Consider the following 25541-nt stretch of genomic DNA (forward strand, 5'->3'; position numbering starts at 1 on the left):
TTGCCCCATGAACGATCGCATGGTGTGGATCGACTGCGAGATGACCGGCCTCTCGCTGTCCGACGACGCGCTCATAGAGGTGGCCGCCCTCGTCACCGACTCCGAGCTGAACGTGCTCGGCGAGGGTGTGAACATCGTCATCCGCCCGCCGGAGCAGGCGCTGGAGACGATGCCGGACGTGGTCCACCAGATGCACACCGCGTCCGGGCTGCTCGAGGAGCTCCCCGGCGGTACGACACTGGCGGACGCCGAGGAGCGCGTCCTCGCGTACATCAAGGAGTACGTGAAGGAGCCCCGCAAGGCCCCGTTGTGCGGCAACTCCGTCGGCACCGACCGCGCCTTCCTGCTGCGGGACATGCCCACGCTGGAGAGCTTCCTGCACTACCGGATCGTGGACGTGTCGTCGGTCAAGGAGCTGGCCCGGCGCTGGTACCCGCGGGCGTACTTCAACAGCCCCGAGAAGAACGGCAACCACCGCGCCCTCGCCGACATCCGCGAGTCCATCGCGGAACTGCGCTACTACCGCGAGGCCGTCTTCGTCCCCCAGCCGGGCCCGGACACGGACACCGTCAGGACGATCGCCGCGAAGCACGTGTCGTCGGCCGAGTAGACCCGCCCGGGCCGCCGGAGGGGAGCCGCGAAACACGTGCGCGAGCACCCCTTCGGACCCTGTACACTTTTTCTCGGCCGGTCGGGAGAATCACTGTTTCCCACGCCGGTCATGGTGGGTGTAGCTCAGCTGGTAGAGCACCTGGTTGTGGTCCAGGATGCCGCGGGTTCGAGTCCCGTCACTCACCCTCAATGATCAAGGGCTGGTCCGTCACGACGGACCGGCCCTTCGTCATTCTCGGCGGCGCCGCAGGTCGTGGAGGGCCGGGTGGGGCGACTCCGCGGGCGCGGCCCCACGAACCCCGCGCCACTCCCCGCCCCGCCTCCTGCTCCCGTCGTACGGCGGCCGGTCTCCGGAAGATGTGCCCCCGCGACGCCGGGCCGCCCACGCGCGTGGCGCGTCACGCCGACAGGCGCGGTACCAGTTTCGTCGCCAGGACCACCCGGCGGCGTTCCAGGCCTCGGGAGGCCGAGGGGCGGCGGTCGGCGATCTCCGTGAGGAGGAGGTCGATCATCCGGCGGCCCATTTCCTCGATGGGCTGGCGGACGCTGGTCAGGGGCGGGTCCATGTGGCGGGCGATGGCCGAGTCGTCGTAGCCGACCAGGGCCACGTCGTCGGGGATGCGCCGGCCCGCGTCGCGCAGGGTCTGGCGGGCGCCCGCCGCGGTCACGTCGGAGGCGGCGAAGACCGCGTCCAGGTCGGGGTGGCGCTCCAGGAGCACGGACATGGCGCGGCGGCCGCCCCCCTCGGAGAAGTCGCCGGGCTCGATGAGGAGTTCGTCCACCTCGTGTCCCGCGTCACGCAGCGCGTCCCGGTAGCCGTCGATGCGGCGCTGCGCGCCGTAGACGTCGAGGCGGCCCGTGATGTGGGCTATCCGGCCGCAGCCGCGGGCCAGCAGGTGCTCCACGGCCGAGCGGGCGCCGCCGTAGTTGTCGGAGTCGACCGACGGGAGGGTTTCCCCGGCCGATCTCGGGCCGCTGATCACCGCCGGAATCTCCAGCTGGGAGAGCAGGTCCGGCAGGGGGTCGTCGGCGTGGACCGAGACCAGCAGGACGCCGTCCACCCGGTGGGCCGCCAGGTACTGGGCCAGGCGCTGACGCTCCCGGTCGTTGCCCGCGAAGATCAGCAGCAACTGCATCTCCGTTTCGGACAGTTCCGCGCCGACGCCCTTGAGCATGTCGGAGAAGTACGGCTCGGCGAAGAAGCGGGTCTCCGGCTCGGGGACGACGAGGGCGATCGCGTCCGTGCGGTTGGCGGCCAGCGCGCGGGCGGCCGTGTTGGGGACGTAGCCCAGTTCGGCCACTGCCGCCTCCACGGCGGCGCGCGTCGCGTCGCTGACCCTCGGCGAGCCGTTGATCACCCGCGAAACGGTGCCGCGTCCCACTCCGGCGCGCGCGGCGACCTCTTCCAGGGTCGGCCGACCGCCGCTCCGGCCCCGCGCTCCGTGGCCTGCCATTGGCTCCGCCTCCCGTCGACACCCCGCGATCTGCGGCTGGCCTGGAATTTAACAGCCCGCTCGGACACGATGACCTCCCGCGCCCGTCCGCCCCGGCCCCGGTCCACGCGCGAAGGCCCGGTTTCGCGGCCGTCCGGGGGTGGCCGAAACGGAACCTTCGCGGTCCAGTTAACAGCCCGATAACTGAAGACATCTCCTCGCGTCCGGTCCCTTGACACCCCCGCCCGGACAGACGAACCTTCAATACATCACATGTGGGAGCGCTCCCACAGTACCTGGCACTTACACATCCCGCACGTTCCCCGCCCGAGCCGCAGCTGAAAACTAACGGGCCCGACAACGCCGTTGGCCGGGGGGTCGGCACGTCAGGGCAACAGGAGGAGCAATGCGAGCAGCACCCTCTCGAACCGCGCGCAAGGCGCTGGTCCTCGCGGCCGTCGCGTCGCTGGGCGCCGGGCTGCTGGCCGGCTGTGCCGACGACGGCGACGACAGCTCCGGGTCGTCCTCGGAGGGCGGCGGCGGCAAGACCAAGATCAGCCTGGGACTCTTCGGCACGTTCGGTTTCGAGGAAGCCGGTCTGTACGCGGAGTACGAGAAGCTCCACCCCGGCATCGACATCCAGCAGACGGTGGTCGAGCGGAACGAGAACTACTACCCCGCGCTCGTCAACCATCTCACCACCAACAGCGGCCTTCAGGACATCCAGGGTGTCGAGGTCGGCAACATCGCCGAGATCGTCGCCACCCAGTCCGGCAAGCTGGTCGACCTCGCCAAGTACGGCAAGAAGAGCGACTACCTGGAGTGGAAGTGGGCCCAGGCCACCACGGGTGACGGCCTGACCGTCGGTCTGGGCACCGACGTGGGCCCCATGGCCATCTGCTACCGCAAGGACCTCTTCGAGAAGGCCGGCCTGCCGACCGACCGCGAGGAGGTCGGCAAGCTCTGGGCGGGCAACTGGGACAAGTTCGTCGAGGTCGGCCGGGACTACAAGAAGAAGGCGCCCGCGGGCACCACCTTCCTGGACTCCCCCGGCGGCCTGATCAACGCCATCCTGAGCAGCGAGACCGAGCGCTTCTACGACAAGTCCGGCGACGTCGTCTACAAGAAGAACCCGGCCGTCAAGAAGGCGTTCGACCTGACGGCGAAGGCCGCGCAGGACAAGCTGGTCGGCAACCAGACCCAGTTCCAGCCGTCCTGGGACACCACCATCGCGAAGAGCAAGTTCGCCGCGATGAGCTGCCCGCCGTGGATGCTCGGCTACATCAAGGGCAAGTCGAAGCCCGAGTCGGCCGGCAAGTGGGACGTGGCCGCGGCGCCGAAGTCCGGCAACTGGGGCGGCTCCTTCCTGGCCGTGCCGAAGTCCGGCAAGAACACCGAGGAGGCCGCGAAGCTCGCCGCGTGGCTGACCGCGCCGGAGCAGCAGGCCAAGCTGTTCGCCAAGCAGGGCAGCTTCCCGAGCACCCCGCCGGCGTACGAGTCGGCCGCGGTCAAGGGCGCCAAGAACGACATGACCGGTGACGCGCCGATCGGTGAGATCTTCGCGGCGGCGGCCAAGGACAGCCCCGTGCAGGTGATCGGCCCGAAGGACCAGATCATCCAGCAGGGTCTGACCGACAACGGCGTCATCCTCGTCGCCCAGGGCAAGTCGCCCGAGGAGGCGTGGGAGACGGCCACCAAGACCATCGACAACAACCTGGACCAGTGACCGGGATGGCAACCAGGCACGACACCGCCGCGTCCCCCCTGGAGGGGGGCGCGGCCCCGGGCCGCCCGGCGAAGGAACCCTCGGAGGACTCCTCCCAGGGCTCTTCGCAGCCCGACGAGAAGCGGCGCGCGAAGCTGTCCCGCCGCTGGCAGCGGGACATGCGCTGGAGTCCGTACGCGTTCGTCTCGCCGTTCTTCCTGCTGTTCCTGGCCTTCGGTCTGTTCCCACTGGTCTATACCGGCTGGGCGTCGCTGCACCAGGTCGAGCTGACCGCGCCCACGGACATGACGTGGGTGGGCCTGAAGAACTACACCCGGATCTTCGACGACGACTTCTTCTGGAACGCGGCGCGCAACACCCTGACCATCGGCATCATCTCCACCGTTCCGCAGCTGCTGATGGCCATGGGCATCGCCCACATCCTCAACTACAGGCTGCGCGCCTCGACCTTCTACCGGGTCGCGATACTCGCCCCGTACGCGACGTCCATCGCGGCGGCCTCCCTGGTCTTCGTGCTGCTGTTCGGCCGTGACTACGGAATGATCAACTGGGCGCTCGGCATGATCGGCGTCGACAACATCGACTGGCAGAACGAGACCTGGGCCTCCCAGGCCGCCGTGTCGACGATCGTCATCTGGCGCTGGACCGGCTACAACGCGCTGATCTACCTGGCGGCGATGCAGGCGATCCCGCAGGACCTGTACGAGTCGGCGGCGCTCGACGGCGCCAGCCGCTGGAAGCAGTTCCTGCACGTCACACTGCCGTCGCTGCGCCCGACGATCCTGTTCACCGTCGTCGTGTCGACCATCGGCGCCTCGCAGGTGTTCGGTGAGCCGCTGCTGTTCGACGCGAACAAGGGGGCATCCGGCGGCTCTCAGCACCAGTTCCAGACGCTCGGCCTGTACCTGTACGAGCAGGGCTGGGTGAACCAGCACCTGGGCCGGGCTTCCGCGATCGCCTGGGCGATGTTCCTGATCCTCATCGTGACCGGGATCATCAACTACGTCATCTCGCGCCGGCTGCGCGCCAGTGGTTAAGGAGAACCGGCCGTGACGACGACCCTGACGAAGAGCCCCGACGACGCGGCGCCGAAGCAGTCCCGGCGCCTCCTGCGGACCAAGGCGGCCCGCGCGGGCGGACAACTGCACGCGGGCCCGTTCGCGTACCTGGTTCTCGCGCTGTTCACCATCGGCTCGCTGTTCCCGCTGGTGTGGACGGCGATCGCCGCCTCGCGCGACAACCAGCGGCTCGCCGAGACGCCGCCGCCGTTCTGGTTCGGCTCCAACCTGTTCGACAACCTGGAGATCGCCTGGACGGACGCCAACCTGGGCGAGGCGTTCCTGAACACCACGATCGTGGCCGGCATCTCGGCGGGCACCATCGTGTTCCTGTCCACGATCGCCGGCTTCGCCTTCGCCAAGCTGAGGTTCAAGGGCCGCAACGCCATGATGCTGATCGTGGTCGGCACGATGATGGTGCCGCCGCAGCTCAGCGTGATCCCGCTGTACATGATGGTGGCCAAGCTCGACTGGTCCGACCAACTCCAGGCGGTCATCCTGCCCTCGCTGGTCAGCGCGTTCGGCGTGTTCTTCATGCGGCAGTACCTGACGCAGGCGCTGCCGGACGAGATCATCGAGGCCGCCCGGGTCGACGGCGCGAGCAGCTGGCGCGTGGTGTGGCACGTGGTGTTCCCGGCCGCGCGGCCCGCCATGGCCGTGCTGGGCATGCTGATGTTCGTGCAGACCTGGAACGACTTCCTGTGGCCGTTCCTGGTGCTGACGCAGAACGGCAACCCGACCGTGCAGGTCGCGGTCGCGGGCCTGGGCCGCGGCTACACCCCCGACCAGTCCCTGATCATGGCCGGCGCGCTGCTCGGCACGCTGCCGCTGCTGATCGTCTTCGCGATCTTCGGCAAGCAGATCGTGGGCGGCATCATGCAGGGCGCGGTGAAGGGCTGACAGCGCCGCGCCCACGGGGCCGGGCCTCCGCCACCTCGGCCCCTTCCGCCCCTTTTCATCCACCCTCCTACCCGTCGGTCTCCACGACCTCCTATGGGAGCGCTTCCATGCCTGACTCCGCACAGCCGGTGACCCCGGTGACCTTTCCTCCCGCCTTCCTCTGGGGCGCAGCCACCTCCGCGTACCAGATAGAGGGGGCGGTACGGGAGGACGGCCGCACCCCCTCGATCTGGGACACCTTCAGCCACACGCCGGGCAAGACCGCCGGTGGGGAGACCGGTGACGTCGCCGTCGACCACTACCACCGCTACCGCGACGACGTGGCGATGATGGCCGACCTGGGCCTGAACGCGTACCGCTTCTCCGTCTCCTGGTCGCGGGTGCAGCCGACGGGCCGCGGCCCGGCCGTCCAGGTCGGCCTGGACTTCTACCGCCGGCTGGTCGACGAACTCCTCGCGCACGGCATCAAGCCCGCGGTGACCCTCTACCACTGGGACCTGCCGCAGGAGCTGGAGGACGCGGGCGGCTGGCCGGAGCGCGACACGGCGTACCGGTTCGCGGAGTACGCGCAGCTCGTCGGCGAGGCGCTCGGCGACCGCGTGGAGCAGTGGATCACGCTCAACGAGCCGTGGTGCAGCGCCTTCCTGGGCTACGCCTCCGGTGTGCACGCCCCGGGCCGTACGGACCCGGTCGCCTCGCTGAGGGCCGCCCACCACCTGAACCTGGCGCACGGGCTCGGCTCGACGGCGCTGCGGTCGGTCATGCCGTCACGCAACACGGTGGCCCTCAGCCTCAACTCGTCGGTGGTGCGCCCGGTCACGAACGACCCGGCGGACCTGGCGGCAGCCCGGCAGATCGACGACCTGTCCAGCGGCATCTTCCACGGCCCGATCCTGCACGGCGCCTACCCGAAGACGCTGCTGCGGGCCACGTCGTCGCTCACCGACTGGTCGTTCGTCCAGGACGGCGACCTCACCGCGATCAACCAGCCGCTGGACGCCCTGGGCCTCAACTACTACACGCCGACGCTGGTGTCGGCTGCCGACCCGAACGCGACCGCTCCGCGCGCCGACGGGCACGGCGCGAGCGACCACTCGCCGTGGCCGGCGGCGGACGACGTGATGTTCCACCAGCCGCCGGGCGACCGCACGGAGATGGGCTGGACCGTCGACGCGACCGGCCTGCACGAGCTGATCATGCGCTACACCCGCGAAGCGCCCGGCCTGCCGCTGTACATCACGGAGAACGGCGCCGCGTACGACGACAAGCCCGACGCCGACGGCCGCGTCCACGACCCGGAGCGCGTCGCCTACCTGCACGCGCACCTGTCGGCGGTGCGCCGCGCCCTCACGGACGGCGCGGACGTCCGCGGCTACTACCTGTGGTCCCTGATGGACAACTTCGAGTGGGCCTACGGCTACGAGAAGCGCTTCGGCGCGGTCTACGTCGACTACGCCACCCAGGTCCGTACGCCGAAGTCGAGCGCGCACTGGTACGGCCGGGCGGCCCGGGCGGGGGCGCTGCCCGAGACCGACGCCCTGGAGGACGCGGCACGACCCAGACGGACGGGGGGTGAGCCGGCCGGGGCGTGATTCCCCGTTTTCCCGGATCGTCGTGGTTCCCGGTCGTACCGCCGTGCGGCCGGGGTCCGTGTGCCGCGGGGCGGGCCGCTGCCGTGCGGTCCGGGTCAGTTGCCGGCGGCGAAGGCCCTGCTCACCCCCGGCCGCGGTGATGGGCAGGGCGCGCGGCGGATCGTGGGCCGCCGGGCCCAGAAGTGGATCCGCGTGGAGTTCACCGCGGGCGTGGACCGGGTCACGGTGTTCCGCACGTGGCACGACGGCCCGCCTCGGGTCGGCGTCACCACCTACTGACGCTTCTCGTCGGCCCGGCGTCCCTCGTCGCCGCCCGGGTGCCGGTCAGTGGAACACGGATGCGGGCGGAGCCGGTGACGCCACCGCCGTCGCGTCCGTCACGGGCAGGGCGCCGCCCGTGAAGTCGGTCAGCGTCCTGCCGTGTTCGACGCGGCCGGGGTGCGGGTCGGAGGCGGCGCGGCGGGTGAGTTCGGCGAGCGGCAGCGGGTGGTCGCAGGCTGCCAGGATCGCGTTGCCGAACCGTTTGCCGCGCAGCACGGCCGCGTCGGCGACCAGCGCGAGTTCCGCGAACCGGGCGGCGGCGGTGGCGATCTGCCCGCGCAGGTGCGCGAGCGGCGGCCCGTCGGCGAGGTTGGCCGCGAAGACCCCGCCGGGCTTCAGCGCCCTGCGGACCTCGTCGAGGAACTCCGCCGAGGTCAGATGGGCCGGGGTACGGGCCCCGCTGAAGACGTCCGCGACGACGAGGTCCGCCCAGCCGTCCGGCACTTTCGCGAGCCCCTCGCGCGCGTCCACCGACCGCACCCGGATGCGGGCACCGGGGTCCAGCGGCAGTGCGCGGCGGACCAGTTGGACGAGGGCCGCGTCCCGCTCGACGACCTGCTGGGTGGAGCGGGGGCGGGTGGCCGCGACGTAGCGGGCCAGGGTGAAGGCGCCGCCGCCGAGGTGCACGGCGTGCACCGGCCTGCCGGGCGGGGCGGCCAGGTCGATGACGTGGCCGAGGCGGCGCTGGTAGTCGAAGGCGAGATGGCCCGGGTCGTCGAGGTCGACGTGCGACTGCGGGGCGCCGTCGATGAGGAGCGTCCAGGCCCGCGGCCGGTCCCGGTCGGGTATGAGCTGCGCGCTGCCGCCGTCGACGTTCTCCACGACGGTCTCGGCCCCGGCCTGCCGCCGCCGGGGACTCCTGGACTTTCCCATTGGCTCATTATCGAGGACCCGACGGGGGCACCGCCCGCACAGGTCGCGGCGCCGGTCGGAAGGCTCGGGGGACGGCAGCCGGAACGGGCACGCCGCTCACCGGCAGCTGTCCGCCGCCTCGATCAGCCGGGCCGCCTCGCCCAGCGCCGCGCGCAGCACCGCCGGGTCCGTCGCCGGGTCGGCGTCGCCGGGCGGCAGCAGCCAGCCGGAGTCCGCCGCCGCGGGCGGTTCGGGGACGGCGAGGACCGGGCCCCGGCCGTCGGTCTCCGTACAGGTGCTGCCGGGCAGGTCCCACGCCGCGGCCGTCCCGGGCGGCACCAGGAAGCCCAGCGTGCCACCGCCGTCGTGCAGGACGGGGCCGACCGCTTCGGCGGCCGCGCGGCGCAGGATGTCGACCGCCTCGAGTCCCTGCCGGGCCGGCACGGTGACGACGTCGCACGCGGCTCCTCCGGACGTCGGTGTGCCGCACGTCCCGCCCGGCGCACCGCCCACGGTCGTCGGCGTACGCGGAACGTTGCTCTGGTGCGTCTCCATCCCGGCCTCCACGACGGAACCCCTGAATCTGGCGAGCTACCGGGGAACACGGGCTCCCGGTCCCCGAGGTTCAACGCGTCAGGACGTCAACGGCTACGGCACGTGTCAGCCATGAAGGGTGGCACTTCATGGCAGATCATGGAGCGGATATCCGCTTTGTTGTCAAACTCGCCGTGACGGCACCGGGACAGACGGTACGTTCTTGCCCGCCGGGCACAGGACGTCACACAGCGACCGGGCGAGTTACTCGCCCCGCGCCCGGCATGGTTCGACGGTTCGCACGGGAGGACCCGGCCATGGCGTCGTCAGCATCGACCTCATCAGGGCCGGACCGGCCGGAGCCGAATCTCGTGTTCCGGCAGTTGCGCGGACCGCGCTCGCCGGCCGAGTTCGCCGCTGCTGTGCGCCGGGCGGCCCACGGGATCGGCGAGCGGGTCAGCTGCGACGCGCGCTACATAGGCAGGGTCGAGGCGGGCGAGATCCGGTGTCCGAACTACGCGTACGAACGGGTGTTCCTGCACATGTTCCCCGGCCGTACCCTCACCGACCTCGGCTTCGCGCCCCGCTCGTCCGTACGGGGACGCCGGACGCCCGCCGCCGAGGACGACGCGTCCGTGCCGCACGCCGCCGACCCGGCGCGGGCCACCGACACCGCTGACGCCACCGACGCCACCGGTGCGGCGCACGGGGTGCGCGAGCCGTATGACGCGCCGGACCAGACCACGACGTACGACAACTACGAGGAGAGCGACGTGCAGCGTCGCGCATTCATGACCGGCGGGGGCGCCACCGTGGCCGCCGCCCTGGGCCCCGTCGCCCTCGCACCGGCCGCCTCGGCGGCCCCGGGACCGGCCCCGCGCCCGGCCGCACGCCCGGTGCGCCGCGCGGGGACGAGCGAGGCGGGCGCCCTGGAGGATGCCGTCCGCAGGATCCGGCTGCTCGACGACCGGCACGGCGCCGACGGCCTCTACCGGCGTGCCGCGGCCCCGCTGCGCGCCGCGTACGGGCTCCTCGACACCGTGACGTCGCGGCGGGCGACGGTGGACCGGCTGTACTCGGGCGCCGGCGAACTGGCCATCTCCGTGGGCTGGCTGGCCCACGACTCCGGACGCTTCGACGACGCCCGCTCGCACTACGCGGAGGCCCTCGCGACCGCCCGCATGAACGGCGACGAGGCACTGGAGGCACACGCCTTCTGCAACACGGCGTTCCTCGCGCGGGACACCGGGCGGCCCCGTGAGGCGGTGCGGGCGGCGCAGGCCGCGCAGCGCGCCGCCCGGCCGCTCGGCTCCGGCCTGCTGATGTCGCTGCTCTCGCTGCGCGAGGCGGGCGGCTGGGCCGGGCTCGCCGACCGCGTCGCCTGCGAACAGGCCCTGACCCGTGCCAAGGCCCTCTTCGAGCGGGGTCCCTCGGACGCCGACCCCGAGTGGATGAGCTTCTACGGCGCTGCCGAACTGGAGGGCCTCGAGGCGCAGTGCTGGTCCACGCTGGGCCACTGGCCGCGGGCGGCACGGCATGCCCGGCGCGCCGCCGAGCTGCAGGATCCGCACTTCACGCGGAACATCGCGCTGTACACGGCGGAGCTCGCGGACGACCTCGCGCGGGGCGGCCGGCCGGACGAGGCCGCCGTCGCGGGGCTGCGGGTGCTGGATCTGCTGGGCGAGGTGCAGTCCTCGCGCGTGCAGACGATGCTGGCCGGGACGGCCCGGGTGCTGCTGCCGCACCGGCGGGCGTACGGCGTCTCGGCCTTCCTGGAGCGCCACTCCGAACTGCCCCGGCCCGCCTGACGCCCGCTCGACCGGTGCCCGCGCGCGGGGCGCCGGTCACGGCAGGTGGCCCACGTCGTTCCACGTCTCGATCGCCGCCTCGCCGTACGCCCAGCCCAGGACGGACAGGGACGTCGGGTTCAGGCGTATCCGGGACGCGAAGTCGATCGGCAGGCCGAGCCAGCGGGCGCCGATCGCGCGCAGGATGTGGCCGTGTGCGAAGACCAGCACGTCACGGTCGGCGGAGCGGGCCCAGGCGACGACCTCGTCCGCGCGGGCCGTCACCTCGGCGAGGGTCTCGCCCCCGGGGACACCGTCGCGCCAGATGAGCCAGCCGGGCCGCACGGCCTGGATGCCGGCCGGGGTCATGCCCTCGTAGGCGCCGTAGTCCCACTCCATGAGTGTGTCCCATGTCTCGGCGCGGTCGCCGAACCCGGCGATGTCGCACGTCTCACGCGCGCGTGCCAGCGGGCTGGTGCGCACCTCGGTGCCGGGCAGCCCGCCGAGCGGCGCCCGGTGCAGGCGCTCGCCGAGCAGCTTCGCGCCGCCACGGCCCTCGTCGAGGAGCGGCACATCGGTCCGGCCCGTGTGTCTGCCGGACAGCGACCACTGCGTCTGTCCGTGCCGGGCCAGCAGGATGCGCGGTGCCATGACGGGCCTTTCGGGTGACTGCGGCGCTACCCCTCCATCATGGCTCACCCGCTCCCCGGGCAACCCGGTGGGCGGTGTCTGCGTCTACCAGGGCCGGGGAACGCCCCGCGAGGCGGTGTCCGCGCGCACCGTTACAGTGACACGGCCGCCCACTGGGGGCCGCGCGAGACATGGAGCGAGGGCGATCGGATGCCGCACACCGAGACACCGGGCAGCGAGGCGGCCCCGGCGACCCGGCTGCGCTGGTGGTCCGAGCTTCCGCTGATCCTCCTGGTGTACGCCTGCTATTCGGCGGGCCGGCTGCTCGCGCGGGGCGACGTCACCACGGCCGTGGACCACGGCCTGGCGCTCCTGCGCGTCGAGAAGGCCCTGTACCTCAACGCCGAGCACCCGCTCAACCGGCTGTTCACGCGCGAGCCGTGGCTGGGCGTGCCGGCGGACTTCATGTACGCGTCGCTGCACTACGTGGTCACGCCCGCGCTCCTGGTGTGGCTCTTCCGGTCCCGCCGGGAGCACTACCGGGCCGCGCGCACCTGGCTCCTGGCGTCGACGTTCATCGGACTGATCGGCTTCACGACGCTGCCGACCTGCCCGCCCCGGCTGCTGTCCGCCGGACACGGCTTCGTCGACACGATGGCCCAGTACAGCTCGTACGGCTGGTGGGGCGGCGAGGCGAGCGCCCCGCGCGGGCTGGGCGGCATGACCAACCAGTACGCGGCGATGCCGAGCCTGCATGTCGGCTGGGCGCTGTGGTGCGGCGTGCTCCTGTGGCGCCACGGCGGCACGGTCACCGCGAAGGTGTTCGGCGTGGCCTACCCGCTGCTGACGACGATCGTGGTGATGGGCACCGCGAACCACTACTTCCTCGACGCGGTCGCGGGCGCCGCCGTCATGGGCGTCGGCCTGCTGCTGACGCCGGTCCTGACGCGCGCCACGGACCGGGTACGGGTCCGGGCACGGCTGCTGCCGGGCCGCGCTGCGGCCCCCGCGGCGGGGGCCCCGGGCGGCACGTCACCGGCCCTCGCTCTGCCCGTGGGTTCACCCAATGTCAGTGACGGATGCCAGACTTCCCCGGGTGAGCGATTTCCACGGCAGCGCGAGTCACCGGCCGGATCCGGAGCCGAACCCGGTGCCTCGTCCAAGGACGCGGGGGACGGGGCTGCGGCACCGGCTCGCTGAGCTGCGCGGTCCGGACGTGCCGGCCAAGGCGCTGGACGCACGCGCCCTGGCCGCCCTGGCCGCCAACCCCGGTTGCAGACGGCGCGCGATCCTCGACGGCGCCGGGGTGGACAAGGCGGCCCTGGCGGGTGCGCTGGGCTCGCCGTCGGCCTTCGGGCAGTCGCAGTTCGCCCTCGTCCGGGGCAACGCCTTCGAGGCGAAGGTCAAGGCCGACGGCGGCACGGAGCTGCTGCGGCTCGTGCACGAGAAGCTGGACCCGACGGCCGAGCCGCCCGCCGACGCGCGTGTGCCCGACCTGACGGCGACCGGCCCGGAGGGCCGCACGGCGCGTACGGCGCTGGTCCTGCGCGAGGCCACGGAAACGGCTACCGGCACCGGCACGCCCGGCGCCTGGACGCTCCTCGACCATCCGATGCTCGCGCTGGACGTGGCGGGCTCCCCCGCGTTCCTGGAGCCGGACGCGGTGGTGGTGCACCCGGACGGCGGCTGGACGGTCGTGGAGATCAAGTCGTTCCCGATGCTGGACGGCTCGGCGGACCCGTCCAAGGTGGGCGCGGCGGCCCGGCAGGCCGCGGTGTACGTGCTGGCGCTGGAAGAGGTGGCCGCGCGTCTGGACCCGGTGCCCGAGGTGCGGCACCGGATCCTGCTGGTCTGCCCGAAGGACTTCTCCAACCTGCCGACGGCGTCGGCGGTGGACGTGCGCAAACAGCGTGCGGTGACCCGGCGTCAGCTGGCCCGGCTCACCCGCATCGAGGACATCGCCCGCGCCCTGCCCGAGGGCACCTGCTTCTCCCCCGGGCTGCCCGCCGACCGGCTCGCCGACGCCGTGGAGTCGGTTCCCGCGACGTACGCGCCCGAGTGCCTGTCCGCGTGCGAGCTGGCCTTCCACTGCCGCGCGCGGTCCCGCGAGGACGGTGCGGTGACGTCGCTCGGGCGGGCGGTGCGCGCCGAGCTGGGCGGCCTGAGCACGGTCGAGGACGTCCTGGCGGCGGCCCGCGGCGAGGCCGGGGACCCGGACGACCCTGCGGTGGCGGCGCTGCGCCGGGCGGCCCGGCTGCGGGCCGAGGCCCTCGGCGCCACGGCCGGTCTGGCCGGCGGGGAGGTGCTCGCGTGTCCCTGATCACCACCCTGGCCCGGCTGGAGGCCGTGAGCACCGGCCGGGCCCGGCCCGTCGCCACCGTCCGGCACCGGCACCTGTCCGGCCGTCCACTGGTGTTCGTGCCGCTGACCACCGCCGGTGAGGCCGGTGCCCCGCTGGGTGCGCTGGTCGGCACCGACCGGGACGCGCCGCGCCTGCTGGTGGTGCCGCAGCCGCGCGACCGCGACCTGAGGTTCGCGTTCCTCGCCGACCTCGCCGACGTCGTCCTGCCGTACGTCGATTCGTACGCCGCCTGCGTGGAGAGCGCCGAGCGCACCGAGACCGACCCGGAGACCGGCAGGCGGGTCAGGGTCGAGGTCGAGCTGTGCGAGGACGCCCCGCAGCTGATCGTGCCGAGCCGCCCGGGCATCGACCTCGTACGGCTGCTGGGCCGCTCCACACGGTTCAGGCGCACGGCGGAGCAGGAACCGGAGGCGCCTCATCCGGCGCCGCCGCGGGTCCCGTTGCTGGGCCGCTGGCTGACGCACTTCGGGGAGCGGGCCCGGGTGCCGGGTTCGTCGCTGCTGCTGGCCATGACAGACGTCCTGGGGCGGCACTGGGCGACCGGGCAGTCCACCCTGGAGGACCAGCACCTGGGCGCGCTGCTCGCGTGGATCGACCCGCCCGACGGCGGCACGGGCGCGGAGGCGGCGCTGCGGGCCGAGCTGGAGCGGGACGCGCGCGGGCAGCTGACGTGTCCGCCGGCCGGCCCGGCGACGGACCCGGCGTTCGACAACAGGCTGCTCGCCCCGGCGATCGAGGGCTACGACCGGGCCCGCAAGGCGCTCGCCGCCGCAGAGGACGGCCCGGCGGCCGACGACCGGCTCGGGGAGGTCGCCGCGGCCGAGCGGGAGATCCGCGCACTGGTCGAGAGCGTCACGCGGCCCACCTGGGACGCGGTGTGGCACGGCCTCGACCTGCTGCGGGAACTGCCCGAGGGCACGCACGCCGGGGAACGGTGGACGCGCGACCGCTGGTCGTTCACCGGGCACCGCGACCGTGTCCTGGCCGGTGAGCCGCCGCAACCGCGCCGCGACGACGCGGTGACCGCGGCGAACAAGCTGGCCACGCGCGAGCGCGAGCAGTCCCGCCTGGAGGCCCAGGAGGCGCTGGACGATCCGCTGGTGATGGCGGGCAGGCGGCTGGCCGGGGAGGCGTTCGCGGGCGAGGTCACGGGCGTCGTCATGGCGTACAGCGAGAGCAGGCGGCCCAGCCCGCGCCCGCTGGTCACGGTCCGTACGGACGACCGGCCGCACCTCGCGGAGCGCACGAGGGTGTTCCGGTCACTGGGCGGCAGGCCGCAGGCGGCCGAGTTCGTCGGTTACGAGGCCGCCGAGAATGGCGGGACGCACGGGGGCGACGAGGACGACGGATCGCTTCTGGTGCTGCTGCGGATCGTGGACAGGATGGGCCGGGGCAAGGAGCCGGAGACAGGGTCGGTGCCGGAGAAGGGCGACCGGGTGTGCTTCACGCTGTTCGAGCACGAGCAGCGGGGCGGCGCGAAGCTGCCCGACGCGGAGGAGACGCCGTGGACGCACGGCGGGCCGCCCGGCGAGGGCGTGCCCGAGGCCGCCGACCCGGTCACCGAGGAGGACGTGCTGTGACGACCGAGGCCGTCTTCGACCCCGGTGCCGCCGCGACACGTGCCACGGACGCGATCCTGCGCGACACGTTGCACGGCACGCGGCGCGGTGTCGTGGTCGACTCCCCGCCCGGCGCCGGCAAGTCCACGCTGGTGGTGCGGGCCGCGCTGGAGCTCGCGGAGGCCGGGCGCCCGCTGATGGTGGTCGCCCAGACCAACGCGCAGGTCGACGACCTCGTCCTGCGCCTCGCCGAGAAGAACCCCGACCTGCCGGTGGGCCGTCTGCACAGCAGCGACCCCGGCGCCTACGACAAGGCGCTGGACGACCTGCCCGACGTCCGCACGTCGGCGAAGGCCGCCGACCTGACGGGTTTGCCGGTGGTGCTGTCGACGGCCGCCAAGTGGGCGCACGTGAAGACGGACGAACCGTGGCGGCACGCGATCGTGGACGAGGCGTACCAGATGCGCTCGGACTCGCTGCTCGCGGTGGCCGGGCTGTTCGAGCGGGCTCTGTTCGTGGGGGACCCGGGCCAGCTGGACCCGTTCTCGATCGTCGGCGCGGAGCAGTGGGCGGGCCTGTCGTACGACCCGTCGGCGTCCGCCGTGACGACGCTGCTGTCCCACAACCCGGACCTGCCGCAGCACCGCCTGCCGGTGTCCTGGCGGCTGCCGGCGTCGGCGGCCCCGCTGGTGTCGGACGCGTTCTACCCGTACACGCCGTTCCGCAGCGGCACCGGCCATGACGACCGTCGGCTCGCCTTCGCGGTCGCCTCGGACGGCTCAGGACCGGACCGGGTGATCGACGAGGCGGCCGAGTCGGGCTGGGGCCTGCTGGAGCTGCCCCCGCGCCACACGCCGCGCACGGACCCCGAGGCGGTCCGCGCGGTGGCGGCGGTCGTACGCCGCCTGCTGGACCGGGGCGGCGCGGCGACGTCGGAGCGGGCCCCGGACCCGGTGCCGCTGACCGCGGACCGGATCGCGGTCGGCACGGCCCACCGCGACCAGGCCGCGGCGGTCCGGGCGGCGCTCGTCGAGCTGGGCGTGTCCGAGGTCACCGTCGACACGGCGAACCGGCTGCAGGGCCGTGAGTACGACGTGACGGTGGTCCTGCACCCGCTGTCCGGCCGGCCCGACGCGACGGCGTTCCACCTCGAGACGGGCCGTCTGTGCGTGCTGGCGTCCCGCCACCGGCACGCCTGCATCGTGGTCTGCCGTGCGGGCGTGGACGCCCTCCTGGACGACTACCCGTCGACGGAACCGGTCCAGCTCGGCACTCTCGTGAAGTTCCCGGACGGCTGGGAGGCCAACCACGCCGTGCTGGCCCACCTGGCGGAGCACCGCGTGCCGTGGCGGGCGTGAGGCCGGGCCCGGGGAAGGCGACAGGCCGTATGGGGCCGGATGCCGTCCCCACACGGCCTGCGGCCCTCTTGCGCGGGCGCGGGACAATGGATGTCGGCCCACTTCCCAGGGTCATCCGTGACGTACGAGGAGGGGAAGACATGGCGGAGCCCACGCCGCGTCGGAACGAACCGCGGCTACGCCCCGCGCCACTGCTCTTCGAGCCGGCGGAAGCGACCTCCGACCCCGAGCACTTCTTCGACCTGGAGTCGATCGACGACCCGCGGGCGTTGCTGGCCCGCGCGACCGAACTGACGCTGGCGTTCCGCGCGGCTGCGGACCGGGCCGTGGAGTTCCAGGCGATGGCGGCGGCCCAGTTGGCGAACCCTCGGCGGTTCGACCGGCTGACGCACGCGGACATCGCCGAGCGGGCCGACTGGACCGAGGACTACGCCAAGCGAATGGTGGAGTTCGGCCGCGATCTGATGCGTGGCGGCGAGGGCCGGGGCCCCATCGACCCGGTGTGACGCATCCGCCGAGGGCATATGCCGGGTGCCGGGCGGAAGATACTCCTTCTCACCCGTTCGCGTCCCGAATTCGGGCAACTCACGGGAATCGGGTGCTCACACGCGGTAGTTCTAGTGGCATGTGCCGCGAAGGGAACGAACAGTCCGACGTCTCAGGCGTCACTGCCGAAGGTGCCGCCTGGCTCGCCTCGGCAGGAACGTATCCGCGCAGCACGCTCGCGTACTGGGAGGAGCGGCCGGACGCGCCTCTCGTGCTGCCGTGCGGCTACGCATTCGATGTGGTCAGCGTCACGGCGATGTTCGGCCGGCGGATGCTGGACCGGCTGTGGGAGGAGGGCCCCGGGTCGGGCCCCGTCGCCGAGTACCGGGGCCGCACGCTGCTGTTCGCCGCGCCGGGCACGGCCCAGCGGCTCCCCTCGCTGCTGCACTGGGAGGAGTGGGGCGACCGCGGCCGGGAGGGCGGCCGGACGGGCGCGATTCCGCCGCTGCTGTGCCACGGCACCGGGGACGCCGTGACCGTGCCGGCGCTGCTCTGCGGGGACCGCCCCGAGCCGACCGGCGCCCGCTGGCTCGTCGCGCCGGACACCCGGCATCCCTGGCTGCCGGGCCCCGAAATCGTGCTCTGGGCGGCGGTCCGGGCGGCCCGCGCGGCCGTGCGGATATCGATTTTTCCTCCCGCCGAGCAGGGTGCTAAGGTCTACGACGTCAGCAGGCGCCGCTAGCTCAGTTGGTTAGAGCAGCTGACTCTTAATCAGCGGGTCCGGGGTTCGAGTCCCTGGCGGCGCACCATCTGCGATCTGGGCGTTCTCCTCTTGAGGAGAACGCCCTTGGTCGTTGTCGGGGTCGCACGACAAGAGGCCGACGCCGCCGTTGTCCGGCCGCACGGTGGGCGCTGTGGAACGAGGGCGGGGCGCATCCCGCGGCCCGGACGGGCGATCTCCGGCAGCCCCGGGGCGCAGGTACCCGGCCGTGAGCAACCCGGCGGCACGGCTGTCCCGCACCCCGTCCGTCGCACGTTTCTGGAGCTCGTCAGTCGCGCTTGCGCGCTGCTCGCGATCCGCGCAGCCGGCGCATCACCGGTGCACCGGCTGCCGGGGGCGGCGCATCCAGCAGGCTCTGGACCTGCGCGCCGATACAGCGCCCGAGGGTCTGGTAGGCGTCGAACTGCTGGTGATCGAACCACTGGTCGCTGGTGCTGTCGTGGGGGAAGACCGGGTGGGCTGCCGCATAGGAGAGCAAGGGGTACGGCAGGTCGCCGGTCAGCGTGGCACGGGCGACGATCAGCCTGCCCTCCCTGCCGGTCCACGTGGTCCGGCCTTGCCCGTTTCTGATCTCCAAGTCCTTGGGATAGGTGATCTTTCCCGTGATGACGGCGGCCTTCGACAGCCGCGCATTGACGGTCGACAGGACACTCGGGGGAGACAGCGGTTCGCCGCTGCCGGGGATGAGCGTCTCCGGCTGGTCCAGGTCGATGGTGACGCCGAGTTCTTCGCGTGCCAGGGTGATGGCTTCGGCGAGAGTGGTGGCGAAGGGCGGCATATCGCCGCTGGCGTCGATACAGACGGCTGTCCGGACACCCTGGCGCAGCAGTTCGACCAGGCCCAGGTTTTCGTAGTGGCCGCCGTCGGTGACGAGGAGCAGGCGGTCGTCCATCGGGTAGCGGCCAAAGATCTCGCGCAGCAGGTAGGGCAGTCGACGGATGGCGGGGGGAGGTGGCAGCTCCCAGGGGGCGTCATGTGCCCACTTCTCGGCCAGCGCGGACGGGTTCGGCAGCCAGCTGCCGAGGCGGGCGTTGGAGAGGGCGAAGAAGGTCTGGAAGGCGCGGGCCTGCCCGCCCATGGCGGACGCGAAGGCGGCGCCGGAGATGGCCATGGCCGACTGGACGGTCAGGTCTCGGGCAATGTGCCTCTTGGTGCGCTCCTCCAAGCACGCCGTGCAGACATAGCCGACATCGGGGCTTCCGACGTAGTCACGGGAGAAGGTGAAGGACACAGCTCGCCGGCCAGGAGGCGTACGGCCAGCCCCCGAGAGGTTCGCCGCGGCGGCGAAGATGACCTGGGGGAACTCCGGGCGCCTCCCGCCGTAGGCGCTGAGCGTGGTGGTTTCGGTGTCGAAGTCGTAGGGCTCGGCGATCTGGATCCCCGGTCGGGCGGGGTCTTCGCCGCGGCGGACGGCGAAGCAGGAAGCGAGGCGCCGGCGGTAGAAGGGGTGCAGGCTGATCCAGGTCTGGTCGAGGCTGGAGCCGAGGAGCAGCAGGACCCCGGGGACGGTGATCTGTGCCCACGCCGGCCATGACCGTCCGGTTGCGGTGGACCATCCCAGCAGAAGCAGGAAGACGGCTGCCAGCAGGGCGAGGACGGCCCAGAGCAGGAGGTACTGGGTGAACCCGTTGGGGACGGCTCTGGCCAGCCCGGGTTTGCCGCGGAGCAGATCGCTGATTCTGGACAGGCCGCCGCGTAGCGTCTGACGCCGCCTCCACAGGGTGGTGATGAGCGCGATCGCGTAGCTGGTGAGGACGGTGGCGCTGATGCCCACGCCGGTCCCGGGGCGGCTGACGTCGAGCTGGAGCTGGAGGTGGACGGTCCACCAGGCCAGCAGCGGTACGAGGATCACCGTGGTGGCCAGCGCTACGGCGAGCACCACCAGAAGACGGAATGCGTTGGCGAGGAGGAGGCCGAGCTTTTCCTTGCGTGACCACGTGGCAGTGAAGAGCCAGGTCAGCCAGGTGACGGCGGCGGCGGCGAACAGGGCGAGAACGGCCCACACGGCCGGAGGCCGGACGGCGGGCCGGGTCGGCGAGGCGCAGTGGTCCGAGCAGAAGTGGGTGCCGGCGGAGGCCAGATCGTCCAGGTTGGTGACCGGTACGAGGTGGTAGGCCCAACTCATACCGAGGCCCAGCAGGGCGATGGTGGTGCCCAGCAGGAACAGGGAGGCGAGCAGGCCGCGCAGCAGCACGCCGAGCGCGACGAGCCACTCCCCGGCCCCGTCGGCGACGTACTTGGAGTGCCGGCGCAGATGGTCTTCCTCGACTGATCCGGGTTCGAAGACGGTCCTTGCCGACGGGCCCGCCGCCCCGGCCGTCCCGTCGGACAGCGCCAGTTGCATGGCACCGACCGTGTAGCCGCCGCCGGACACCGACACCAGATAGCCGGCCTTGTTCAGGGTGGCCCGCAGGGACTGGAGGGCACCCAGCGTCACGCAGGCGGACCGGATGCCTCCTCCGGAGACGCAGATGCCGGTTTCCGCGTTGTCCCGTCCGGGGGCTGTCGTGCCCTCATAGCGCCAGTGCGAGGGTGTCTCCTGGGCGGCTGCGTACGTGTCGTTCTCGGGAGCGATGCCCGGCCAGAGTGTTCCGGCCGGTCCCAGGGCCACGGGGAAGGCCGGAACCACGGCTGGATCACTGTTCGTGTGGACTTTGCCGCACGTGGTGGCCGAGGTCGTCCGGTCTGCGGGGGGTCGGCGGCGCAGCCATCGCCACGCGATCAGCAGGGCTACGCGTCCGGCACGCGACACGGCGGTCAGCCACTGCAGGAGGGCCAGGACGGCCAGGACGGCGATCAGCCACTTGAGCGTCGCCAGGCCGGCCGCCACGGCGAACCAGCCGTCCCCCGCGCGCATCCGGCCCAGGCCCAGGCCATGTTTGACCAGGCAGTTCTCCAGGACGCCGCACAGAGCGCCCACTCCCGTCAAGATCATCGCCAGCACGGCCACGTGTCGTCCGCGCTCGCTGGGGAAGGCGAAACGGCTCAGCCAGAAGATCAGCAGGAGACTGATCGCGCAGCCCGCGCCGAGGGCGAAGTACGTCGTGAGCGCGTCTTGGCAGGAGGACAGACGTCCTTCACAGAGGGCGAAAGCCGCGTCGGCCGAACCGGCCAGTTGCAGCCGGGGCAGGCCCACCCGAGGTGCATGGGCCAGGAAGTACCACAGGCCGAGGGCCGAGGGCAGCGGAGCGCCGAGGGCCCAGGCAAACGCCGTGACTGCCGTGATCCGGCGCCTTGTGTGCTTCGTCGAGGGCATACGCGCCGCTCCTTGAAGGTGGACGTGCTGGGGGTGACGCGTGGCTGTGCGGTCGGCGGGACGACACCGGCGCGGGGGGTTCATGGGGCGACGCCCGCGTGGAGCGCGATCACAGCGGCACGAGCGCCGGTGGCGCACACCGCCCGTGCACGGGAACTCAGGGCTCGTCGTCCGGCCCAAGAGCCTCCCCGGGGCGCTGGGAGCGCGCAGCGTTCAGGTCAGTAGTCGCGACAGGTGGGTGCCGTAGTCGGCGGGCAGGTTGATCTCGTCTGCCAGCACGGAGAGGAAGGTGGGGTCGTCGCCGGCGGTCAGACCGTCCAGTACGACGGGAACCGGAGGCGTCGCTGCCGCGGCATAGGCGACCTCCGGTCCGGTCGGACGTGCCCTTCCGGCGGCGAGCAGGGGCAGGCGCGGCCGCAGTTCGGCTCCGGTGGGAGCGAGCTCGTCGAGGGCCAACTGCCAGCGCACGCCGTCCGCCTCAGCACCCGTCAGGAGGGAGGGCACCCCGGCGCGAGCAGCGAGCGCGGGGAGGTCGGCCAGGGCCGTGGCCAGCCGCCGGGTCGCCTCGGCCAAGGAAAGCCGGGCCACGATCGGATCGGTGGTCGCATCGTGCAGGTGGACGACGCGCTCGACCGCTCCTGCCGACGGCACCTTCTCCACGGTCGCACGCGGGACGATCGCCCGGACGAGATCGTGCGTGCCGTAGCGGGGCACGCCGTCGATGACGACCAGGCGGATGTCGGTGTCCGCGGCCCGGACAAGCGCCGTGTACGGGTCGCCGGCGGTGGCGGTGGCGGTGGTGACAAGCAGGTCGGCGCGCAACCCGGCCCGCAGCGAACCCACGGCGTGTTCCCAGCGCAGAATCCGCGCCGCGTCCCTGGTGGCCATGGCCACCAGGTCGCGGTCGCCTAGCTCCACTTCGCCGGCATCGGCGGCCAGTCGTGCGGCCTTGAGTTCACCCAGCAGCCCCTTGCTGCCGGAGACCGACCAGTCCGAGCCCAGCCCGATGAGCACACCGGCCCGGCGTGCCGCGGCGAGGTCGGCGGTCCGGCCGTACAGCAGCAGGTTCGACAACGGCGACCACACCATCGAGCCACCGTGGCCGGCCAGGACCTGAAAGTCCTCGGCGGTCAGCCCGGTGCAGTGAATGCCCACCAGGTTCTCGTTGATCGCCCAGCGGTCGTCTGCGATGTTGAGCGCCAGGAAATGGTCCCGGGCCGCCTGGTCCGTGCCTTCCGAAAGGTGGAGCAGCAGCCGGTGCGGCTGCTGGAGACGGGCCAGGAACTTCCCGGCGTCCCCGGCCTCCACGTCGGCGATGCGGGAGGCGGCCTCCGGGAAGTCGGAATCGTCGGTCTCCTCCACGTTGCGGACGATCCCCCGGTACATCCGGCGGGCCCCGGCGTTGCTGAACAGGGCGATCCCCTGTGTGGTCGTCGTGCCGTTCACCAGCGCCTTGGCCTCGACATACCGCACCACGGCGGGCATCAGCTCGGGGTCCTTGCCCAGCACGGTCATCGGGCCGGTCACCAGCGTGTGGTAGGCGGGGTTTCTGCTGCCGCCCCACTGTGAGCGGTTGCCGTACTTCCTGGGCACCGCCCACAACGGCAGGACGCCGTAGGGCAGATGGTTGTGCAGCTCGATCAGTCCCGGGTACACCGTGCCGCCGGTGGTGATCGGCACGACGTCTTCGAGGCCTGCCGGGGCGGGAGCGTCGGCGGGGAGCACGGCGGCGATACGGCTGTCGTCGACGTACAGGACACCGTCGTCGATGACTTCGTCGCGGCTGTCCAGGGTGACCAGGCGGCCCCGCAGCGCGAAACGCTTGGTCGGTTCGTCGGTTCCACGCGGCATCTGGCGTCCCCTCACCCGACCTCTGCCAGGGTTCGTTGACCGGTGAACGCCACCTAACAGGCGAAATGCCGTAAAGTCACCGACTGACTACCGTGAGTCATCGACGATCGCTCGTGTGGACCAGGAGCCCGGTATGCATGCATTCGACCCCGGCTACGCTCACGCCCCGTACGCCGCTCTTGTCGGCGACCACCCGGGCCCCGAGACGTACCCGGCCAAGGACTTCCGTGTCGAGTGGGGCCCGGTCTTCCACCGCGGCCGGCTCGACGGCAGCGCCCGCGTCCTCGTCCTCGGCCAGGACCCGGCCGCCCACGAAGCCGTCACCCGCCGCATCCTGGTCGGCACCGCCGGCCGCCGCTTCCAGGGCTTCCTGGGCAAACTCGGCATCGACACCAGCTACGTGCTGATCAACACCTACCTGTACAGCGTCTACGGCCAGCACGCCGGCAACGCCCACGCCACAGACCCCGCCATCGCCCACTACCGCCACCGCTGGCTCGACGCCCTGGTCACCCACAACCACATCGAGGCGATCATCGCTCTGGGCGGCCTGGCGGACACCGCGTTCCGCACCTGGCGGAAGGACCCGGGAAGCGCTCCCTACGACGGAACCTACGAGCATGTCCTGCACCCCACCTACCCCGACAGCGCAGCGGCCTCCGGTGCCGACGCCGCGACCGTGATGAAGCAGCTCACGACCAACTGGAACACCGCGCTGACCGCCCTGCGCAGCACGGTCACCCCCGACACCGAGCGCCCCTTCACCCCGTACGGCGATGCCCTCGCGGCTGCCGACCTCGGCACCATCCCCGAGCTCGACCTGCCACCGGGGCTGCCGGCGTGGATGCGCTCCGGCGAACCCTGGGCCGCCCGCCGGGGCGACACACCCGCCGAGAAGCGCGCCACCATCGCCGTGCGAGTACCGGAAAGCCAACGGCCCTTCTGAACGGGGCGGCGTCCGCTCGAACACACGGGCTACGTCGCGTCCGCCGTGATCTTCACGTTCCACGCCCCCGAGGCATTCCGGCTCGTGACCTCCACCCGTACGTCCTCCCCCGGCACCGTGAAGCTTTCGCCGAGGGCGACCGGGGCGTCCGCGAGGGGCGGGTAGACGGAGTTCTCCCAGCAGGCGGCGGTGTCCGGGTGCGCGTCGACCACCTCGACGGGACCGCCGCCCGACTGCGTCCCGCCCCGCACCCGGTACACGAGCACGCCCGAGCGGCAGGCGTCCACGTCGTTGCCGGCCTGCCCGCGCGCCTCGAAGGCGAGGGCCGTGTCGGTGCCGGTGCGCACCACCGCCAGCTTGGTGCCCCGCCCGAGCCCGAAGGCCGGCGCGCCCGCGGCGCCCGTCACCGGCACGCCCGGGCCCGCGCCCAGCGGCTCCAGGGTGAGCCTCGTGGGGGTGGAGCCCCGGACGCACGTCACCTGCCGCGGGCGCAGCCAGCCCAGCTTCCACTTGTGCCAGCCGAACAGGTCGGGCGCCAGGCCGAACTGGCTGCCCATCAGGTCCCAGTCGCCGACGTGGGTGTCCCAGTCTCCCTTGCCGTCCACGGGCCGGTGGTACAGATCGGGCAGGTCGAAGACGTGACCGGTCTCGTGGGCCAGCACCAGGCGGTCCGGCGGATGCTTCTCGAAGACCGTGACGACGCGGCGGATGTCCGTGCCGTCGGCGCGCAGCGGGGTGTCGAGGTTGACGACCTTCGTCGCGTCCGAGTTCACGCCGGGGGCGTCCGGGTCGGCGACGATGTACACGACGTCGTAGCGGGAGAAGTCGACGTGGGCGTCGCTCGCGGCGAGCGCGTCGCGGAGGTAGGCGGCGCGGTGCTCGGCGGGCCAGTCGCGCTGTATGACGTACGCCGTCGACGGCTGCGGCATGGGGATCCAGTGGCGCAGCGGGTGCGGGCGGAGGGTGAAGCGGCCGTAGGAGGCGCGCTCGAAGTAGTCGCTGGTACGGGGGAAGTGGTCGGCGGTGAGTTCCGCGGGGGTGGTGAGGGGGTGGGAGTCGGGGAACGACAGGAACACCATGACGGCGTCCAGGGTGCGGGTCGGCCGGGGGTAGGCGGCGTTCCAGGTGTCGAGGCCTTCCGAATGGTGTGCGTCGGTGCGTTCGAGGGCGCAGGGCGTGGGCGAGAACGGTGCCGCGCCCGAGTGCGCGGTGATCAGGGAGGTGGCGGCGAGCGCCGCCATGGTGGTGAACACGGCGGCCGGTTTGCGCAGTCGGACCGGGGCGGCCGCGCGGGCCAGCCTCTGGACGGCGTCGGACGCGAGTCGCCTCAGGGGAAGCCGGCGCGGCACAGGGACCTCCAGGAGCGGTTCGCGGGACACCGCACCCAGATTCATACGATTTGCTGCCTGACGCCCTGTTCGCCTGCACCGGACGGGTGAGCGGGCCGTAGGCCGACGGATCCGACACCCCGGGGCACTCACGGAACGTCACAACCGA

Annotated in this window: 21 protein-coding genes and 2 tRNA genes; 16 read left to right on the plus strand and 7 right to left on the minus strand. The window is 72.4% G+C overall.

Features of this window, described 5'->3' with window-relative positions; translation table 11 throughout:
- The first annotated feature begins 7 nt into the window (after nucleotides 1–7).
- Nucleotides 8–610, plus strand: coding sequence for an oligoribonuclease (gene orn, locus ABZ354_RS06030; RefSeq protein ID WP_358653429.1), 603 nt, complete (start codon nucleotides 8–10; stop codon nucleotides 608–610).
- Between the two features lie 114 nt (nucleotides 611–724).
- Nucleotides 725–797 (plus strand) — tRNA-His (locus ABZ354_RS06035).
- Between the two features lie 213 nt (nucleotides 798–1010).
- Here the strand turns inward: ABZ354_RS06035 and ABZ354_RS06040 are convergent.
- Nucleotides 1011–2066 (minus strand): LacI family DNA-binding transcriptional regulator, encoded by a 1056-nt coding sequence (locus tag ABZ354_RS06040; RefSeq protein ID WP_358653431.1) that lies wholly within the window; start codon nucleotides 2064–2066, stop codon nucleotides 1011–1013.
- Nucleotides 2067–2451: 385 nt separating this feature from the next.
- On the opposite strand from ABZ354_RS06040, the gene ABZ354_RS06045 reads away from it, so the two are divergent.
- The 5 genes from ABZ354_RS06045 to ABZ354_RS06065 all read left to right on the plus strand — a co-directional run bounded on the left by ABZ354_RS06045 (nucleotide 2452) and on the right by ABZ354_RS06065 (nucleotide 7600).
- On the plus strand, nucleotides 2452–3771 hold the full coding sequence (locus ABZ354_RS06045) for an extracellular solute-binding protein (protein WP_358653433.1): 1320 nt from the start codon (nucleotides 2452–2454) through the stop codon (nucleotides 3769–3771).
- A 5-nt stretch (nucleotides 3772–3776) separates the two neighbouring features.
- Nucleotides 3777–4808: a sugar ABC transporter permease gene (locus tag ABZ354_RS06050; protein ID WP_358653435.1), complete on the plus strand. Its 1032-nt coding sequence runs from the start codon at nucleotides 3777–3779 to the stop codon at nucleotides 4806–4808.
- A gap of 12 nt (nucleotides 4809–4820) precedes the next feature.
- Entirely contained in the window at nucleotides 4821–5729 is a 909-nt protein-coding gene (locus ABZ354_RS06055; RefSeq protein ID WP_358653437.1) for a carbohydrate ABC transporter permease, read from the plus strand.
- A gap of 107 nt (nucleotides 5730–5836) precedes the next feature.
- Nucleotides 5837–7321, plus strand: coding sequence for a GH1 family beta-glucosidase (locus ABZ354_RS06060; RefSeq protein WP_358653439.1), 1485 nt, complete (start codon nucleotides 5837–5839; stop codon nucleotides 7319–7321).
- 99 nt (nucleotides 7322–7420) lie between these two features.
- Nucleotides 7421–7600 (plus strand): hypothetical protein, encoded by a 180-nt coding sequence (locus tag ABZ354_RS06065; RefSeq protein ID WP_358653770.1) that lies wholly within the window; start codon nucleotides 7421–7423, stop codon nucleotides 7598–7600.
- A gap of 45 nt (nucleotides 7601–7645) precedes the next feature.
- Here the strand turns inward: ABZ354_RS06065 and ABZ354_RS06070 are convergent, their stop codons facing one another.
- Both ABZ354_RS06070 and ABZ354_RS06075 read right to left on the minus strand, forming a co-directional pair.
- Complete coding sequence (locus ABZ354_RS06070; RefSeq protein ID WP_358653441.1) at nucleotides 7646–8515, minus strand: fused MFS/spermidine synthase; 870 nt, start codon at nucleotides 8513–8515, stop codon at nucleotides 7646–7648.
- Nucleotides 8516–8611: 96 nt separating this feature from the next.
- Entirely contained in the window at nucleotides 8612–9049 is a 438-nt protein-coding gene (locus ABZ354_RS06075) for a hypothetical protein (protein WP_358653443.1), read from the minus strand.
- 296 nt (nucleotides 9050–9345) lie between these two features.
- On the opposite strand from ABZ354_RS06075, the gene ABZ354_RS06080 reads away from it, so the two are divergent.
- Nucleotides 9346–10836 carry a hypothetical protein gene (locus ABZ354_RS06080; protein ID WP_358653445.1) on the plus strand — a complete coding sequence of 497 codons (1491 nt, stop codon included), beginning with the start codon at nucleotides 9346–9348 and terminating at the stop codon, nucleotides 10834–10836.
- A 36-nt stretch (nucleotides 10837–10872) separates the two neighbouring features.
- Here ABZ354_RS06080 and ABZ354_RS06085 read toward each other — a convergent pair whose 3' ends face one another.
- Entirely contained in the window at nucleotides 10873–11466 is a 594-nt protein-coding gene (locus ABZ354_RS06085; RefSeq protein ID WP_358653447.1) for a histidine phosphatase family protein, read from the minus strand.
- Between the two features lie 189 nt (nucleotides 11467–11655).
- Between ABZ354_RS06085 and ABZ354_RS06090 the strand changes: the two genes are divergently transcribed.
- From ABZ354_RS06090 to ABZ354_RS06120, 7 genes are all read left to right on the plus strand, one after another.
- Nucleotides 11656–12645, plus strand: coding sequence for a phosphatase PAP2 family protein (locus ABZ354_RS06090; RefSeq protein WP_358653449.1), 990 nt, complete (start codon nucleotides 11656–11658; stop codon nucleotides 12643–12645).
- The gene (locus ABZ354_RS06095; RefSeq protein ID WP_358653451.1) at nucleotides 12596–13765 is read left to right on the plus strand and encodes a hypothetical protein; all 1170 of its coding nucleotides are present in this window, start codon (nucleotides 12596–12598) and stop codon (nucleotides 13763–13765) included. Before ABZ354_RS06090 ends, ABZ354_RS06095 begins: the two co-directional genes overlap by 50 nt.
- Nucleotides 13756–15387, plus strand: coding sequence for a hypothetical protein (locus tag ABZ354_RS06100; protein WP_358653453.1), 1632 nt, complete (start codon nucleotides 13756–13758; stop codon nucleotides 15385–15387). Before ABZ354_RS06095 ends, ABZ354_RS06100 begins: the two co-directional genes overlap by 10 nt.
- The gene (locus tag ABZ354_RS06105; RefSeq protein ID WP_358653454.1) at nucleotides 15384–16724 is read left to right on the plus strand and encodes an AAA family ATPase; all 1341 of its coding nucleotides are present in this window, start codon (nucleotides 15384–15386) and stop codon (nucleotides 16722–16724) included. The genes ABZ354_RS06100 and ABZ354_RS06105 overlap by 4 nt, the downstream gene beginning before the upstream one ends.
- 140 nt (nucleotides 16725–16864) lie before the next feature.
- Nucleotides 16865–17230 carry a hypothetical protein gene (locus ABZ354_RS06110; RefSeq protein ID WP_358653456.1) on the plus strand — a complete coding sequence of 122 codons (366 nt, stop codon included), beginning with the start codon at nucleotides 16865–16867 and terminating at the stop codon, nucleotides 17228–17230.
- A 119-nt stretch (nucleotides 17231–17349) separates the two neighbouring features.
- Nucleotides 17350–17952, plus strand: coding sequence for a hypothetical protein (locus ABZ354_RS06115; RefSeq protein WP_358653458.1), 603 nt, complete (start codon nucleotides 17350–17352; stop codon nucleotides 17950–17952).
- A tRNA-Lys gene (locus ABZ354_RS06120) sits at nucleotides 17943–18019 on the plus strand. The genes ABZ354_RS06115 and ABZ354_RS06120 overlap by 10 nt, the downstream gene beginning before the upstream one ends.
- Before the next feature lie 240 nt (nucleotides 18020–18259).
- On the opposite strand, the gene ABZ354_RS06125 is transcribed toward ABZ354_RS06120, so the two are convergent.
- Nucleotides 18260–21247, minus strand: coding sequence for a hypothetical protein (locus ABZ354_RS06125; protein WP_358653460.1), 2988 nt, complete (start codon nucleotides 21245–21247; stop codon nucleotides 18260–18262).
- A gap of 213 nt (nucleotides 21248–21460) precedes the next feature.
- On the minus strand, nucleotides 21461–23098 hold the full coding sequence (locus ABZ354_RS06130; RefSeq protein WP_358653462.1) for an amidohydrolase family protein: 1638 nt from the start codon (nucleotides 23096–23098) through the stop codon (nucleotides 21461–21463).
- 133 nt (nucleotides 23099–23231) lie between these two features.
- Between ABZ354_RS06130 and ABZ354_RS06135 the strand changes: the two genes are divergently transcribed.
- Nucleotides 23232–24044: a uracil-DNA glycosylase family protein gene (locus ABZ354_RS06135; RefSeq protein WP_358653463.1), complete on the plus strand. Its 813-nt coding sequence runs from the start codon at nucleotides 23232–23234 to the stop codon at nucleotides 24042–24044.
- Between the two features lie 29 nt (nucleotides 24045–24073).
- Here ABZ354_RS06135 and ABZ354_RS06140 read toward each other — a convergent pair whose 3' ends face one another.
- Nucleotides 24074–25423, minus strand: a complete 1350-nt coding sequence (locus tag ABZ354_RS06140; RefSeq protein WP_358653465.1) for a M6 family metalloprotease domain-containing protein — start codon at nucleotides 25421–25423, stop codon at nucleotides 24074–24076.
- Nucleotides 25424–25541: the final 118 nt, after the last annotated feature.

This window comes from Streptomyces sp. NPDC005925 (assembly GCF_040638805.1).
Classification (GTDB): domain Bacteria; phylum Actinomycetota; class Actinomycetes; order Streptomycetales; family Streptomycetaceae; genus Streptomyces.